The sequence below is a fragment of the Paraburkholderia sp. J63 genome (genome assembly GCF_905220245.1).
GTDB lineage: Bacteria > Pseudomonadota > Gammaproteobacteria > Burkholderiales > Burkholderiaceae > Paraburkholderia.
Window position 1 is genome coordinate 73,347 of the sequence record NZ_CAJMZF010000021.1, and the last position, 15,403, is coordinate 88,749.

The window sequence follows — 15,403 nt, forward strand, 5'->3', positions numbered from 1 at the left end:
GGCAGACTACAAGTGATTGATGGGCGACAACAATCAAGGCAGCGCCTCAGCGGACAACTGTGCGGTCAAGGTGGCTGCTTCAATGCGTCGAACCGACGGTCGGTTCGTTCCTGAGTCTGTCGTTGAGCACTATCGCGCCAAGGCGCGCGACGTTACGGCGCGGCGTACGACCGGGGTGCCTGCCCTGGAGGCCCGCCAGGCGCTCACTGACGAAGCGGTGATGGTGATAAAACGCGAATCGCATCTCAATTCATTCGTGATCCCTCCGGGTGAGGTCCCTTCATCGAGCAGCAGGATCAATCGCGCCCGTCGTATTTTGGCAACGGTCATCCTTCGGCTGCGCCGCATCGACAACAGTTCTTCTCGCTCGAGTTCATTCAGAATCATTTTGCCCATGCACCTTCAGAACAGTGCAATTTCATTGGATGGACTACGCGGGAATTGCTCAATGGTGGCAGGGCAAACGAATATCACCGCGGCGAGCTTGGCGGATAGCCGCGGGCGGCTGCTTCAATGCTGCAGAATTTTGGTCAGGAAGTCTTTGGTCCGCGGCCGTCGGGCATCGGGATTTCCGAAAAACTCATCGCGACTGCAGTCTTCAAGGATGTGCCCACCAACGTCGATGAACACCACCCGGTTGCTGACCTTCCGCGCAAATCCCATCTCGTGGGTGACGACCATCATCGTCATGCCTTCGTTCGCGAGCTTCACCATCACATCGAGAACCTCGCCAACCATTTCAGGGTCGAGCGCAGACGTTGGCTCATCAAAAAGCATCACGGCCGGGTCCATCGATAAAGCGCGCGCAATGGCGACGCGCTGTTGCTGCCCGCCGGACAACTGACCAGGATACTTGTCCTTGTGCGCAGCCAGGCCGACACGGTCGAGCATTGCAAGACCACGCTTCTTTGCCTCATCGGGGTTGCGTCGCAGCACCTTGATTTGTGCGATTGTCAGATTATCGGTGACAGACAGGTGCGGGAAGAGTTCGAAGTGCTGAAAAACCATCCCGACCGTGCTTCGCATCTTCGGCAGGTTGGTCTTACGGTCGTGGAGTTTGGCGCCATTGACTGTGATTTCACCCTTCTGGAATGGCTCCAGTGCGTTGACCGTTTTGATGAGCGTCGACTTTCCAGATCCCGAGGGGCCGCAGACCACAACGACGTCGCCCTTATTGACGTCGAGAGAGCAGTCATTGAGGACCTGCACCGGGCCATACCACTTGGAGACGTTTTTGATTTCAATCATCGGTTGCGACATATCGGTTTCCTCAACGGCCTCTCATCGAATGATGGCGATACGCTTGTGCAGGCGCTTCACCATGTAGGAGAGTAAGTAGCAGATAACAAAGTAAAACACCGCGGCCATTAGATAGCTCTCCACCGAACGACCCAAGTTAGTGCCGGCGACGACGAACCCCTTGAAGAGGTCGTTTGCGCCGATTACGTACACCACGGCGGTGTCCTGGAACAAGACGATGGTTTGCGTCAGCAGCACGGGGAGCATGTTGCGGAAAGCCTGGGGTAGGACAATCAGGCGCATGTTTTGCCCAAAGCTCATTCCTAAAGCCTGACCGGCAAAAGTCTGCCCATGCGGAATCGACTGGATGCCAGCGCGCATGATTTCGCTGAAATACGCAGCTTCAAATGCGATAAACGTTATGACTGCCGCAAGGTCGGCGCCAACCGGGCGCCCAATCAGAAGTGGTACGAGCAGAAAGAACCACAGCAGAGCCATCGGAAGAGGGATGCTGCGCATGCCATTCACGTACAGTGCTGCGGGACGTTCAAGCAACCACGCGCCGGACAAGCGCATGATGGCCAACACTGTTCCCAGCACGATGCCTCCCGCTGTAGCAATAAGCGTGAGCATGATGCTGAACTTCAGTCCAGATAGCAGGTAGTCGTGGAAAACGTGCCAGCTGTAAAACGATAGGTCGAGGTGCATGATTAGTGGCTCCGCGCACCGGCTAGTTTGGTCAGACCGGGCACGCGGGAGCGACGCTCGATGACAGCCATGATGCGGTTTATCGCAACTGCGGATACGATGTACAACACGGTTACGGCTGCGTAGATTTCAACGGGACGTGCCGTCTCTTCGCCCACTTGCATGGCGAACCAGGTAAGCTCGGTGACGGAGACAGCGAAGGCGACGGACGAGTTCTTGAGGACGTTCATCGCTTCGCTAGTGAGCGGCGGAATGATGATGCGATAGGCCAGCGGTAACAGAACAAAGCGGTAATACTGAGGACCGGTGAATCCGAGTGCCATCCCTGCATAGCGTTGTCCGCGGGGCAACGCCTGAAGGCCGGACCGAACCTGTTCCGCGATTCGAACGGAGGTATATAGGCCTAGTGCAATCACTACCAGAAAAAATCCACTTACGTTTTTGAGTGCCGGAATGAATGGTGGGATGACGTAATACCACAGGAAGATCTGGACGAGCAGCGGGATGTTGCGGAATAGTTCAACCCAGCACGTTGCAAATCCAGCGAGAATCGGCCTGTCGTGCAAGGTCCGCATGATGCCAATGATTGACCCGAGCACAAGCGCAATGGCGAGTGCAGAAAGTGCTACCGAGAGCGTCCAGCCCCACGCCGACATCATCCATTGCCAGTAGGTCGGATAGTCGCCGGGACTCTGGAAGAAGACTTTCCAATCCCACGTAATCATAGTGAAAACCTGAATCAAAATAAGTGTCACAGGATAGCGCCGCGCTCACGCTATTTCTCTCGCAATGCCTGCCAAGATAGGAGCAGGCGTAGCTACGCTACCGCCTGACTTTGAGAATCGCTTCAACCTCGACTGGAATCCCGTGCGGCAACGACGACATCCCGACTGCCGAGCGGGCGTGCTTCGAAGCCTCTCCGAAAACCGACGTGAACAGGTCTGAGAAGCCGTTCATCACTGCGGGATGATGCCGAAAATCATCTGAGGTGTTGACCATGCCGAGCACTTTCACAAAGTGTTCTACAGCGTCGAGGCTGTGAAGGGCTTGGCGGATGGTTGACAACATGTTGAGACCGGCGAGGCGAGCGGCGGAGTAGCCAAACTCAACATCGTCTTCGCTTCGAATCTTCCCCGAGACATATGTGCCGTCCAGTTGCCTGGGTGCATGCCCAGAGAGGAACATCAAGTCCCCTGCGAAGCGATACGGGATGTAGTTCGCACTCGGCTTCGGCGCTGGCGGGAGAACAATGCCAAGTTCGAGAAGTTTGCGCTCTGCGCTCATTGCTAGACCTCTGCGATGCATGAAAGAGCCGGCCAAAGCCGGCTTCGGTGTGGATTACTGAACGCCGGTGCTACCGGGGTTCTTAAAGTTCGCCGCGTTTGCGGCCGACATCGGCAGGTTCAGATTCAGATTTTTCGGCGGGATGGGCTGCGTGAACCATTTTGCATAGAGTTGAGCGAGCTCACCACTGGATGCCATTTGTCGAATCGTGCTGTCGACAACCTTTCTGAACTCGGGGTCGTTTTTACGGAACATAAAGGCAAACGGCTGCGTTTGGAAGTCGCCATCGAGAATCTTGTAATCGTTGGCGTTGCCGGTGTTGGCGACTTGACCTGCGAGCAGAGCATCTTCCTGAACGAAGGCGGAGGCGCGGCCGGCCGACAGCATGAGGAACGAATCGGGCACGTCCTTGCCGTAGAGGAACGTCACATCGATGTCGTTCTTCGACTTGAACGCACGAAGCAGTTGCACTGCCGTGCTGCCCGAGGTCGTCGAGACAGTCTTTCCCTTAAAGTCGGCGAAGCTATTGATGCCCGACGACTTCATTACCACTGCGGTTTCGCGCGCTTCAAAGACCGTCGGCGAGAAATCGACCTGTTCCTGGCGGGCGATAGTGTTGGTCGCGGTGCTGCACTCAATATCGATAGTGCCGTTTTGAATCAATGCCTGCCTGTTCGCGGGCGTTACCACCGTATAGTTGACCTTGAGATTCGGCGCGCCAATCCGGGCCTTTACGGCCTCTGCAATCTTGTTGCAGATGTCCACCGAATACCCCATCGGTTTGCCTCCCGAGGCCGTGACGTAGGAGAACGGAATCGATGCATCACGCGCCCCGATGTTGATAACGCCGTTCGCCTTGATGGTGTCGAGCGTGCCTGCATGAGCTACTTGAGTCGTAGCCGCGATGAAAAGGACAGAAAAGGCGGCGAGGAAACGGTTACGGTTTTTCATGGCGACACCAAAAATGAATGGTTGGCGAGTTTGTGGGAGGACCTCGGTGATCGATGGAATCACCTCTAACACCGCGATTCAGTGCGTCCAGTCTAGCCATGCAAATTTCAAAACAGGGTGAAATATTCCGATTCATAAACATCGTAAAAATCGATGTTTAGGCGAAGTGTTCAGAAAAATTGCTGCGTTCAACCCAAAATTACGGGTTTTTACCGATCAATATGAACCAATATGGTGCATATGGCGGGTCGTAGCGATGTATCATTGATTAATTCTATGAGTTGCATAGAATGGATGTAAGCGGACCAACGCGCCATGATGCGTAAGGGTGGAACAATGACTTTGAAGCAACTGGAGGCTCTTTACTGGGCTGCCACGCTTGGGGGCTTTCAACACGCGGCAAACAAGCTGCACACGACGCAATCCACGATTTCACAGCGAATCTCGGAGCTTGAAGATTTGCTGGGCGCTCCCTTGTTCGACCGAAGCACCCGGAACGCCAAGCTGACGGACAAAGGGGCGCAGCTACTAACCACAGCGCAACGGATGCTTGAGTTACGAGACCACGCAATTGAGCAATTAAGCCTTCCAAATGTCATCGAGCGCACCTACCGGATTGGCGTCACCGAGCTCACGGCCATGACCTGGTTGCCGCGTCTTATCGAGCTGCTGAAGGCGCACTATCCCAAGCTCACTGTCGAGCCTCACGTCGACATGAGCACGAACCTCAAGGAGCGGCTTCTCGCAGAAGAAATTGACCTTATGGTGGCGCCGGACGCATATCCAGATTTGCAACTCTCGACGCACTTGGTTGGGTCGGTCCAAAACGCATGGATGTGCAAGCCTGGCATATTGGGTGAGAAAAGGGCCTTCAGGATTCACGAGCTCGCGGACAAGAAGGTTCTCACCAACAGGTCTGGTCCAGGCTTGATTTACCACCGATGGTTCCGTGAAATCGGCTTCGTCCCGGATACCTTACTCGCATCTAACAGCATCGTGGCTCTGGTGGCACTCGTGGTCTCGGGAGTTGGCGTCAGCTATCTGCCGCTCAACAGTCTGACACCTCTGGTGAAGGCCGGTAGGCTTGAGGTGCTCAGCGTTGACCCTCCGTTGCCCCCCATCGACTACGTTGCTGTCTACAAGACTTCTCGTGCGAGTGCACTGACGTCGTCCATCATCATAATCGCTCAGGAGTGCTGCGATTTCGACCACGTATTGAAGGTTTGAGGAATTTTGACAGAAGAGGCTCTTTAGGAAAATCAATGCTAGAGCATCGAGAAAATTCATGCTGTCGAAAATTTCTTTCGATTAGCATGGACCACTTTGCGAAACTATGTGCAAAGGCATCTCGCAGGAGCTTCAACAAGAGCATGAAATCGAGACTCGCCTTTGTCCGCTTGGAATGTCAAAGGCTATGAAAATTGGACTCATCGGTGCTGGCAAAATTGCTTTCAGTCTCGCTACTGAGCTGATTCGGAACGGGCACGAAGTCGTATTCGCATATTCGCGTGGAAAGACGTCTCAACCATTCGACACGCTCGCAGTTCCCTCAGTACAACATCTGAATGCCGATGACATCCGCTCAGTTAACCTGATGGTTGAGGCCGCCTCTGCCCAAGCGTTGCACGAACATGGACTGGCTGTCCTGGCGCAGACCGACCTCGCAATTCTTTCAACGACCGCGCTGGCAGATTTAGAGTTCGAACGGGCGGTGCGTGAGCGAGGCGCTGCAGCTGGAACGAAAGTTCATGTTCTCGCTGGAGGCATGGTTGGTTTGGATGGAGCGGCATCGGTTTCGGGTTACATCAAGAGTCTTGTCATCACGACAACCAAGACGCCGGCGGCTTGGGGCATTGACGCTCATGCAGGTACTCAGACCCTGTTCGAGGGTTCCACGCGTGAAGCCTGCGTCAAGTATCCACGCAATGTGAACGTGCACGCAGGACTTGCCTATTCTTCAATCGGCTTTGACCGCTGCCGCAGTATTCTTGTCTCGGACCCTCATGCGCACGTGCTCTCCCAAAAGGTTGAAGTCGTGTCCGAAGATTTCGGGTGGACGATTGACCTTTATTCGCGCCATATCGGTGGCGTGAGCGGGTCACTTACCCCGCGCAGCGTCCTTGGTTCCGTTCTGAGGATTTTGTCCTCGGCCGCTTGATTCCTAACCTTCAAAATGGTGTGCTATGAGTTTTGGTATCGATGACATTCGGCGCGCTCGCGAGACTATCGCAAGCAAGATTGTGGAAACTCCGCTGCTGGAGTCGCCCTTCCTTAATCGCATGCTCAACTGCCGCCTGTTCGTTAAGGCAGAAAATCTGCAAGTGACTGGTGCGTTCAAGTTCCGAGGCGCACTGAACAAGATTTCGTCATTACCCGAGGAGCAGCGGAAAAACGGCATTCTGGCCTTCTCATCAGGCAACCACGGCCACGCGGTCGCTGCGGCAGCCAGTCTGATGGGCTGCCCTGCAGTTATCGTTTTGCCCAACACGACCGCCGCCATCAAGGTGGAAAACTGCCGTTGGTGGGGAGCTGAGACGATTTTCTACGATGCAACCAAGGTTGACCGCGAGACCTTTGCGAAGGAGATCGCAGAGAGCCGTGGTCTTACTGTGGTTCCTCCGTTTGACGATGAACTCGTCATGGCGGGCCAGGGCACCGTTGGACTCGAAATCCACGAGCAGTTGGACGTGCTCAACGTTAGTCCGGACCTGCTGGTCAGCAATTGCAGTGGCGGCGGGTTGTCTTCGGGCGTAACCGAGGCATTCAAGCATTTCTACCCTTCGGCCGAGGTTGTGCTTGTCGAACCGGCGGGTGGCGAGAAGATGTCTCGTTCCCTCGAATCGGGCAAGCCCGAGCGTAACTTCAATCTTGGCCCTACGATTCTTGATGGTATCAACGGCCCGCTTGCGGGCACTAAGACCCTTGAGGTGCTGCTCCGTCACGGTGTTGGCTGCACCAGCATTAACGAAGACGAGGCGTTGGCCGGAATGTTCGCCGCATTCAAATTCCTGAAGCTTGTCATTGAGCCGGGCGGCGCGGCGAGTCTTGCAGCTATTCTTGCCAAGAAAATCGACGTCACTGGAAAAACTGTTGTTATCCTGGCTTCGGGCGGTAACGTGGACCCTGCCGTCTTTACCCGCGCGTTGCAACTGGCAGAGCAATGATTGGGTCATCAGATGGTCGCGTGTTCGGTTAATGTTCTCGGACGCAAGGTGGTGGGTATAGCGAGACCGCAACCGCGACCCCGCCGCATCAAAACAGCATTGACCCGACCTAATCTATGGATGCTCTGCAACTCCAAAGCTTCGTGATGGTGCTTGAACTTGGCTCCCTCTCCGAAGCCGGGAAAAAGCTGGGTGTCACCCCGGCTGCGATCGCGGCCCGTGTTCGCAGTCTGGAGGACGAGGTCGGCGTCCCCCTGGTAATGCGAAGCGGCAGATTCGTTAAGCCTACCCAGGCTGGCATCAATATTCTTGAACGCTCTCGGCGCCTGTTACGCGAAATTCGTGACCTGCGGGTTGCGGCGAGCAATGGGGATTCCGTTGGAGAGCTCCGCCTCGGGGTATTTCCGTCGGCGATGACAAGTCTTCTTCCTCCAATACTGAAGAAGCTGTATGACGCTACCCCGGCGCTCAACATCCTGGTTTCTTCGGGGACATCGCTGGACCTTTGCCGCGCAGTTGACAGTGGCGCCATCGATGCAGCAATCGTCGTCGAGCCGCAATATGTCATTCCCAAGCGATGTGAATGGCGCGAACTAGCCGCTGAGCCTCTGGTGCTGGTCGCACCGGCAAGTCTGGCAGGTGGCGATGCTCATGAGTTGCTGAGCGCAGAGCCTTTCATTCGATACGACCGAACGTTGCTGGCAGGACAGCTCGCAGAGCGATATTTGCGGGAGCACGAAATCCAGCCACGTGAGCGCCTTGAGCTCGATGCACTCATGGCTATCGCAGCGCTTGTTGACCAGGGCTTGGGCGTATCGTTGCTTCCCGACTGGAGGCCGATGTGGCGCTCGGGCCTCGACATCGTCCGCATCGAACTGCCGGCACGCGCGCCCGTCAGGAAGGTCGGTTTGATTTGGGCCGCACACGGGCCGCGAGCACAGCTCGCCGAGAAGTTCTATGTAGCTGCGAAGGCGGGAATTCGCTAGTTCGTCAACAGCGGCTCGCCCCGACGCCTGCATGCGCCATCGCTTGTTTCGCGAACAGGCGGTCCACTCTTTGAATTCAATTGGCCGAGAGTGTGTCAAAACGCGAGCAATCGCCTAGACTGAATCAACCTGTTAGCGCGAGAGGCGAAGATGGGGCGATTTGTCGAAGGTGCAAGCCGCAATCAGGGCACGTTGCTGCCGGAGTGTCTCGAAGACTTTATCGCTGAAGACAATCCCGTGCGGATCGTCGACGCATTCGTAGACGAACTCGATCTGGCTTCCATGGGCTTCGAAGGCACCACGCCGGCGATCACGGGCCGACCGTCTTACCATCCGTCCGTTCTGCTCAAACTCTACATCTACGGCTATCTCAATCGCGTGCAATCGAGCCGACGTCTGGAGCGCGAGTGCCAGCGTAATGTCGAACTGATGTGGCTGACCGGTCGCCTCGCGCCGGACTTCAAGACGATTGCCGAGTTCAGACGCAGCAATGGCGCCGGCATTCGCAATGTATGCCGCCGCTTCGTGGTGATATGCCGCGACCTGAAGCTGTTCACGCAAGCAGTCGTTGCCATCGACGGCAGCAAGTTCAAGGCGGTCAACAGCCGCGATAACAACTTCACGCCCAACAAGATCGCAAAGCGTCAGGAGCAGATCGAGCAAAGCATCCAGCGCTATCTGGATGCGCTGGAAACTGCTGATCGCACGCAACCCGCAGAGGTCGAAGCGAAAACCGAACGGCTGCGGGAAAAGATCGAGACGCTGCGCGAGCAGATGCGCGATCTGGATCGGGCAGCGGAACTGTTGAATGATTTACCGGAAAAACAGGTTTCGCTGACTGATCCCGACTCACGTTCGATGATGTCGCAAGCCAAGGGCACAGGTGTCGTGGGCTACAACGTTCAGGTGGCTGTTGATACGAAGCACCATCTCATCGTGACACACGAAGTGACGAACGTCGGTAGTGACCGCGCTCAGCTCAGCCCGATGGCCAAAGCCGCGCGCGAAGCGATGGGCAAGAAGAAGCTCAAGGCGCTGGCCGATCGCGGGTACTACAGCGCCACGGAAATCAAGGCTTGCGATGACGCTGGTATTGCAGCGCTGGTGCCAAAAACACAAACCTCCAGTGCAAAGGCAGATGGACGGTTCGATCGGGCCGACTTCATCTACATCGCGAAAGACGACCAATACCTATGTCCAGCGGGGCAACGGGCGATTTACCGATTTACTTCCGTCGAGCGCGAAACTCCGATGGCCCTGCGTACCTACTGGAGCAGCGCTTGCCCGAAATGCCCGATAAAGAACCGGTGCACGCCCACCGACTACCGGCGTATTCGACGATGGGAACACGAAGCGGTGCTTGAGGCGATGCAGTCCAGGCTGGATCGCCAGCTCGACGCCATGACGATGTGGATAGGCTCGCTCTTGCCGCTTTATCCTCGCGGGCATTTAAACAGACGACATGTCTGGCCTGCGACAACAACGTAGATCCAGGGAAGACATGCAACGATGAGCAACGAAAGCGAACCGAAGAATCGCGAACCTTCGGCAGAAATGCTGAGCGAATTGGCCGCAGTTATAGCCGAGATGACACGGGTGGTTTCGCGGACTGAGCCAACCACCAGCCAGCGCATCGGCGCCTGGGTGATAGGAGTGACCGCGTTCGCTGAACTCGCGGGCCTTGTGGTCGTGGCTTTTCTACTCCGCTCGCAAGTGGCGGCGGCGATGGTTGTGCCTAGCGGTGCCCGCTGGCTCGCGGGGATGATTATGGCAGCCATAGCTTCTACCGGTTTGATCCTGTTTTTAGTCAGCACGATACCTTCGCTGCTAGCGATCAGGAGAGATCCGTTTGGCGCGGTGCTTCGCGCCGTAGATACTGACATGAGGGAATACGCTCACTTCCTCGCGTTGCTGGCGAGCTATCCGAAATCGCTTCTTGAATACGCATTAATGCAGTACCGGTTTCATCGCGACGCGTTCGAGATTCGAATCGCGCTGACGAGCGGCGATCTTAAAAAGATCGGACTGTTTCCGGCATGGCTGGCTGTCACTGCTGGTGCCCAGAAGCTCACCACCACTGACAATCCATGGCTTTGGATGCCGGTCGTGCTGGCGGGCTGCTTCTACCTGCTGGCGTTCGTTTTTTCTGACAAACCTCAGCAGATGAGCAGGGTTGTCTCGTTGCTTGAACATGTCATGTCGTACTACGACGACTATTGCTGTGATGGTGAAACGGATGCTTCGGCGCCAACCACCGGGTTGCCAGTACAGGGCAGGTCCCGAGCCAGGCGAAGGGGAGCTCTGGTTGTTCAGCTCGCGCCAGATCCACGATGGCCTTTTGCTGGCGGAGGCATAGTCGCCGGGAAGTCGTGGTGGCGGGATCCGCAGGGAGGCGATAAATATACCCAAAAATCAAATCAATCGGCCTAATGCGCGCTTAGCTGCCCGAGTTACCTGGTAGCGCCGTAGACTGGCGGTTTGATCGCGTGCGATCAATGGTTACCGCCGTTGGCTGAAGGGCCAGTGCACTATGTCGCAAAATGGATAAGCGTCCCTTGTCACGGATGGAGCATGCACGACGAATTCCAGCTTGATGTGGTTGCGATCGCCGACGTGTGGGCACTTCGCGATGAGATCCTCCGCGCCGGCCTGCCGCCCGGCGATAGTATGTACGCGGGTGATCAGAGTGCCGACACTCTTCACGTTGGGGCGTTCAGTCATGGGCACCTCGTGGCGGTGAGTTCGATCTGCCGTGACGTTAGCGGCGAGCGCAACACTCAGGTATGGCGCCTTGGCGGCATGGCCGTCAAGCCCGAATGTCGGAACTGCGGAGTTGGCACCACGCTCGCCAGATACTGCATCGCATATGCCAAACGCTCCGGCGCTGAAAGTGTATGGTGCGCAGCCCGGATTAGCGCGTTGACCTTCTATCAGAATCTTGGCTTCTCGATGATCGGTGAGATCTGTTCGCGAGCCGATATGGGAGAAGAGAGATTCGTCCGAATGGAGTTGGCTTTTTCAGGCTGACGGCTTATGCATGAAATAGATCGACGGTGAAGTTGACGTCGCGGGGAGGCAATGCCATGCCATGAAGCCGGCATAAACAGCTGCCGTTTTCCACGGAGTTGCGCTGTTCCGGCATCACTTTCAGGCATCGCATGGCGAGTACCTTTTGGCGGCGCGGATATGCGCGGACGCTCCAGGATTGCCTTCCGATCGCTGTCTGGATTCAAGTCGATGGCGGGACGGTGGTATTCAGGACCCAGGCAGAGTCAGCCAGCTTGCTTCGCGATCTGGAGTTCCAGTAAGGTCGTCTCGCTTCTTCTGGGCCATTGGCCGCGACTACTCGGACGTATCGCTCGCTGCCCTTGAGTTGGCAGCGAGGGGCTGAGCTTCCCGGTATGACCGGCGCGGCCAGAGCGAATTGAAACGGGTGCGAACGCTTCGTTATCTTGCGGACTTCATGAGGTGGGCGGCTGAACTTTGGTGCCGAAAATCACCCGATCGGCCGCGATTGTAGCCAGTGCCGGCCCGGGATGCCGTCGAACTAATCTGGCCGCCTCACCCGAAGGCTGTATTTTGGTATCCACGCAGAACGGACCCACCTGAGCCAATACTGCTGGCTCAGGTGGGTCAACCCAACCTGAACATCAGCACTCGGAGACTTGAAGGAAGCAGTTCCCCTACATAAACAGGCGGTAATCGTACGAGTGGTCCGAGAAGCGATCGAGAAGTGCGCCGATCTTCGCGACGCGCCGAGACGTCTCGATTGTTGCCGGAAGTTGCCCGTAGAGGTCGAAACTGTTGAAATTCATTTTCGACAAGCCGAGAACTTCGTCGGCAATGGTCATCAAATCGGTCGTGCCCGCATGACGGCGAATTACCAAGGGGGCTGGAATTCGCCGCTTGCCCTGGAAATAGTGTCTTCTGGGATTTAGAGCAGTAGATGCGCCGTGGACCCACAATAGAGCCGTGTGATCGTCGATGACCACTGTCGTTCCCCGCCGTATGGGATAGTTGTCGATCTCGAACTTTCCGTCGGGGGTCGGATGAGACGCCACATACCGTAGCGTGTCGTCAACGAAGATCTGCAATAGCTCTACGCACGCAACCCCCTCAAGTCCAGCTTGGAGCCCAAGGCGTTCTTCGCGAAGGAACGGGGTCTGTTTGTGGATCACCACCCGCTCGGGAAGTCGAAGGTGAGCGGCGAAAAACAGTTCACGGATTCCCTCTCCGAGCCGTCTCGCGTCGTCGAAGCTCATGAAGGGATTCTTGTTGCGCATGATTGGATCTTCGATCTTGCTCAGGCGGAACTGCAGACCGATGCCGTTCGGGCTATAGAGGTGGCTACAGCCCAGCACGACGTGTGCGCCCGCATTCTGCGTCGTTTTACGTTTGACGCTGAAGCCGAGACCAACATAGGCGGATTTCTCGCTGAGTCCCCCCAACGTCCACGGCGTGCGCATGCTTTTCACGTACAGGGCAAGCGAGAGCCACCAGCGCACGCGGCATTGCTGCTGCGTGTTACGGAGGGTTTCCTCTTCGACAAACTGTGTGGCGCAACCTTTCGGAATCGCCGCCGCCTTGACGAAATCGTGTAGATCGAACTCTTCATCGTCGATCATGTAGTTGCGCAACGGAGCCCAGCGATCGGGGACGTAAATGATGGTTACGTCGGGACGCTGCGACGCGCTCAAGGAGGCAATCGATCTCGTGATTGCTCCGGCCAAAGCGCGTGCTGAGGAGGGTGTCATGCTGTCCGGCTCGTCAAGCTGGACGAACGATTGTTCACCAACCACAGGGATCTCGAGCGGGCACTGGTAGGCGGACGCGAAACCTGGGAACGGCGGGAGATAATCCGCGTCCTTCCCTGGCTGTGCCGCGACGTGAAGCTGGGACAGGTACTGGTGAACTCGTGTGGCGTCCTGGGCAGGCGCAATGATTCCGACGCGGATGGAGGAAGCTATGCCTGTGGTGGTGAGGCTGGAATCGAACGGCCTGTTGTTGATCAGGCCTCGGACGGGATGGGTGTCGAATGCCAGTCCGGCTGCCGATCTGCGCGCGAATTTCAGTCGCGGTTCTGCGAGTTGAAGTCCGGCTTGCCGCGCGGCTAACTCCTGAGCGGAACTGAGTGAAACGGTACGCTCGCGCTCGTCAGTGATTCGCGCAAACAGCGGTCGTCCAGAGAAAGTCAGGTCGATACCGTCTTCATGGTCGGGGAAGCGGACATGAAAATCGCGCTGAGGCACGAGGCGACGTCGCCACGCTTCGGTTGCGTCGTTGAATTCCTTGTTGTGCTGATAGCCCAGCACGCGCTGCTTGACGAGCCGCTCCGTATCCTTGGGTGCGATCGCGCCATTCTTGTCGGTAACGTACAGGGTGGGTTTCAGGACGAGCGCCATCTCGCTTCCGAGCGGGCGTATCTGGACCAGTACGGCCTGGTGAACTTTCCAGTCGACCCTGTCCAGGCGCAAATTCTCGACATTCTCGGATGTCCAGATCAACGACTCGCCGTCTGACGGGCAATTCGCCTTAGCCGATAAGGCGAGGACGGTCGCACGGCGGACAAGCTGGTTGATGACGCCGTCTTCGTATCGCAGATCGTCATCGTTCAGGGGGACCCGTTTGATTTCCCCTTTCAGATTCTCGCCGAAGGCGAGGCGCAGACTATCGGCTATAGCGATCGCATAAATCTTCGATCGGAACGGCGCGGCGACAAAATTGTGTTTGTCGCCAAGCTCCCTCAACGTGGCCCACACGGTTCCGGACGCCGGCCATTGATGCAAATCAAACTCAAGAAGCTCCTGCGGCGGTGTCAGCGGAATTGCGTTGCTTTTGATGAGGCCGGTCGGGGGAAGAGGCGGGAGCCCGAAAGCGGTGAGCTGGTTAACGGGCGTCGTCGCATGCTCGTCGAGGATTTTATTGATGCGGTCTCTGGCCGGCCCCTTTGACAGGTAGAGCGCCAACCGCCGCATGAGATCGTCGAAGGAAACGCCCGGAACGAGGAAGCGGGATGGCTCGTCGTCGTTCGTCGATAGGAAGGCGCTGACCGTGTCCAAAGGCGGATCCTCGCCGTATTGCGTCCAGAACAGCGGCAAATCTGTTCGCGCGAGACCTGATACCGCGTATTGACGGAATGCCTGCATCACACTCTCGTCGCGACCGCTGTATCCAGCAACAACGACGGTATGCGTTCTTAAGGCCTCAATGAGCGAGTCACGAAGCTGGACTTCGACCTGGGCGAGTTCTCCTGGCGAATTTTTGAGGCGATCGTATCGGTAATCGCCATGCATCGAGACGCAAGCGAGCTCGCCTTTACCTGGAGCGCGGTAAAGTCGTTGCTGGGAATCTATTCCAATTTCGATGGGTGTCAGATTCGTGGCGACTGCAGCGCGCGCGATGAGTCCGTCGAAATTTGTCGTCCACACGGTCTGAATCAAACCGGAAGCCGCGAGCTCGGCTAGTAGCCTGTAACCGGTGTGAGGTGTGGACTGCTTGACCCATCTTTCAAAATAGCGACGACGATCGTCACTTCGCGAGAAGCAGGCTTCAATGTAGGCCCCATATTCGTCAGGATGCCCGGCGACCGGATAGCACCGTTGCCTGTCCAGCCATGTTTGAATTCTGTCGCGGACGGAGGGGAGGGAGAGTTCGCTAAACTGCTCTTCGATACCTGGATTATTCGAAAGAAAAATATCCCGCTTCCATTCCCAGATACATTGGGCGGCGGACGGCATCCCGGAGCTCATCGATGCACCCGCGCCAAGGAAAAGCATCAAAGGTCGGTCTTGGGACACGGCCAGTGAACGAATCAGGGCATCCACAGCCATGCGCCTTACAGAAGTCCCCGTTTGCAACGCAGCGTGCTTATGCATATTGGATTTTCATTCGTGACGTAAAATCAAAACGCGGTGCGGAGTGTGAATTGTCGAATCTTCAGTGGCCACACTGATGCCTGCATCTATTGGTCTCTACGCTGATGGTGCCGCGCAGTAAGTATATGGTGTTCCGGTACGGGTGAGCGCAAACAGGCCATGTACTACAGTCGCGATGTCGCCGACTTGTCCACTC

At 56.5% G+C, this 15,403-nt stretch carries 12 protein-coding genes and 1 pseudogene; 7 read left to right on the forward strand and 6 right to left on the reverse strand.

The genetic code is table 11. The features are described 5' to 3' along the window. Positions 1 to 510: 510 nt before the first annotated feature. The 5 genes from U5775_RS22305 to U5775_RS22325 form a co-directional block, all read right to left on the reverse strand. Positions 511 to 1,248, reverse strand: coding sequence for an amino acid ABC transporter ATP-binding protein (locus U5775_RS22305; protein WP_322060308.1), 738 nt, complete (start codon positions 1,246 to 1,248; stop codon positions 511 to 513). 33 nt (positions 1,249 to 1,281) lie between these two features. Next, the gene (locus U5775_RS22310; RefSeq protein ID WP_322060266.1) at positions 1,282 to 1,947 is read right to left on the reverse strand and encodes an amino acid ABC transporter permease; all 666 of its coding nucleotides are present in this window, start codon (positions 1,945 to 1,947) and stop codon (positions 1,282 to 1,284) included. A 2-nt stretch (positions 1,948 to 1,949) separates the two neighbouring features. Next, positions 1,950 to 2,669 (reverse strand): amino acid ABC transporter permease, encoded by a 720-nt coding sequence (locus U5775_RS22315; protein ID WP_415913630.1) that lies wholly within the window; start codon positions 2,667 to 2,669, stop codon positions 1,950 to 1,952. A gap of 100 nt (positions 2,670 to 2,769) precedes the next feature. Then, positions 2,770 to 3,231 (reverse strand): RidA family protein, encoded by a 462-nt coding sequence (locus U5775_RS22320; RefSeq protein WP_322060267.1) that lies wholly within the window; start codon positions 3,229 to 3,231, stop codon positions 2,770 to 2,772. 54 nt (positions 3,232 to 3,285) lie between these two features. After that, entirely contained in the window at positions 3,286 to 4,182 is an 897-nt protein-coding gene (locus tag U5775_RS22325) for an amino acid ABC transporter substrate-binding protein (RefSeq protein ID WP_322060268.1), read from the reverse strand. Between the two features lie 336 nt (positions 4,183 to 4,518). Between U5775_RS22325 and U5775_RS22330 the strand changes: the two genes are divergently transcribed. From U5775_RS22330 to U5775_RS22360, 7 genes and pseudogenes are all read left to right on the forward strand, one after another. Then, positions 4,519 to 5,409 (forward strand): LysR family transcriptional regulator, encoded by an 891-nt coding sequence (locus U5775_RS22330; RefSeq protein WP_322060269.1) that lies wholly within the window; start codon positions 4,519 to 4,521, stop codon positions 5,407 to 5,409. Positions 5,410 to 5,596: 187 nt separating this feature from the next. Continuing rightward, on the forward strand, positions 5,597 to 6,340 hold the full coding sequence (locus U5775_RS22335) for an aspartate dehydrogenase domain-containing protein (RefSeq protein ID WP_322060270.1): 744 nt from the start codon (positions 5,597 to 5,599) through the stop codon (positions 6,338 to 6,340). 25 nt (positions 6,341 to 6,365) lie between these two features. Continuing rightward, the gene (locus U5775_RS22340) at positions 6,366 to 7,346 is read left to right on the forward strand and encodes a threonine/serine dehydratase (protein WP_322060271.1); all 981 of its coding nucleotides are present in this window, start codon (positions 6,366 to 6,368) and stop codon (positions 7,344 to 7,346) included. A gap of 116 nt (positions 7,347 to 7,462) precedes the next feature. Continuing rightward, complete coding sequence (locus tag U5775_RS22345; protein ID WP_322060272.1) at positions 7,463 to 8,332, forward strand: LysR family transcriptional regulator; 870 nt, start codon at positions 7,463 to 7,465, stop codon at positions 8,330 to 8,332. Between the two features lie 150 nt (positions 8,333 to 8,482). After that, a pseudogene (locus U5775_RS22350) lies at positions 8,483 to 9,736 on the forward strand (IS1182 family transposase); the annotation flags it as partial. A gap of 105 nt (positions 9,737 to 9,841) precedes the next feature. Continuing rightward, positions 9,842 to 10,762, forward strand: coding sequence for a hypothetical protein (locus tag U5775_RS22355; protein WP_322060273.1), 921 nt, complete (start codon positions 9,842 to 9,844; stop codon positions 10,760 to 10,762). A 141-nt stretch (positions 10,763 to 10,903) separates the two neighbouring features. Beyond that, positions 10,904 to 11,359 (forward strand): GNAT family N-acetyltransferase, encoded by a 456-nt coding sequence (locus tag U5775_RS22360; protein ID WP_322060274.1) that lies wholly within the window; start codon positions 10,904 to 10,906, stop codon positions 11,357 to 11,359. 656 nt (positions 11,360 to 12,015) lie between these two features. Here the strand turns inward: U5775_RS22360 and U5775_RS22365 are convergent. After that, the gene (locus U5775_RS22365; protein ID WP_322060310.1) at positions 12,016 to 15,162 is read right to left on the reverse strand and encodes an SIR2 family protein; all 3,147 of its coding nucleotides are present in this window, start codon (positions 15,160 to 15,162) and stop codon (positions 12,016 to 12,018) included. Positions 15,163 to 15,403: the final 241 nt, after the last annotated feature.

Excerpts from the sequence above, each read along its gene's own strand:
- U5775_RS22305 (WP_322060308.1), bottom strand. The coding sequence starts at position 1,248 with ATGATTGAAATCAAAAACGTCTCCAAGTGGTATGGCCCGGTGCAGGTC.
- U5775_RS22310 (WP_322060266.1), bottom strand. The coding sequence starts at position 1,947 with ATGCACCTCGACCTATCGTTTTACAGCTGGCACGTTTTCCACGACTAC.
- U5775_RS22320 (WP_322060267.1), bottom strand. The coding sequence starts at position 3,231 with ATGAGCGCAGAGCGCAAACTTCTCGAACTTGGCATTGTTCTCCCGCCA.
- U5775_RS22325 (WP_322060268.1), bottom strand. The coding sequence starts at position 4,182 with ATGAAAAACCGTAACCGTTTCCTCGCCGCCTTTTCTGTCCTTTTCATC.
- U5775_RS22330 (WP_322060269.1), top strand. The coding sequence starts at position 4,519 with ATGACTTTGAAGCAACTGGAGGCTCTTTACTGGGCTGCCACGCTTGGG.
- U5775_RS22335 (WP_322060270.1), top strand. The coding sequence starts at position 5,597 with ATGAAAATTGGACTCATCGGTGCTGGCAAAATTGCTTTCAGTCTCGCT.
- U5775_RS22340 (WP_322060271.1), top strand. The coding sequence starts at position 6,366 with ATGAGTTTTGGTATCGATGACATTCGGCGCGCTCGCGAGACTATCGCA.
- U5775_RS22345 (WP_322060272.1), top strand. The coding sequence starts at position 7,463 with ATGGATGCTCTGCAACTCCAAAGCTTCGTGATGGTGCTTGAACTTGGC.
- U5775_RS22355 (WP_322060273.1), top strand. The coding sequence starts at position 9,842 with ATGAGCAACGAAAGCGAACCGAAGAATCGCGAACCTTCGGCAGAAATG.
- U5775_RS22360 (WP_322060274.1), top strand. The coding sequence starts at position 10,904 with ATGCACGACGAATTCCAGCTTGATGTGGTTGCGATCGCCGACGTGTGG.
- U5775_RS22365 (WP_322060310.1), bottom strand. The coding sequence starts at position 15,162 with ATGGCTGTGGATGCCCTGATTCGTTCACTGGCCGTGTCCCAAGACCGA.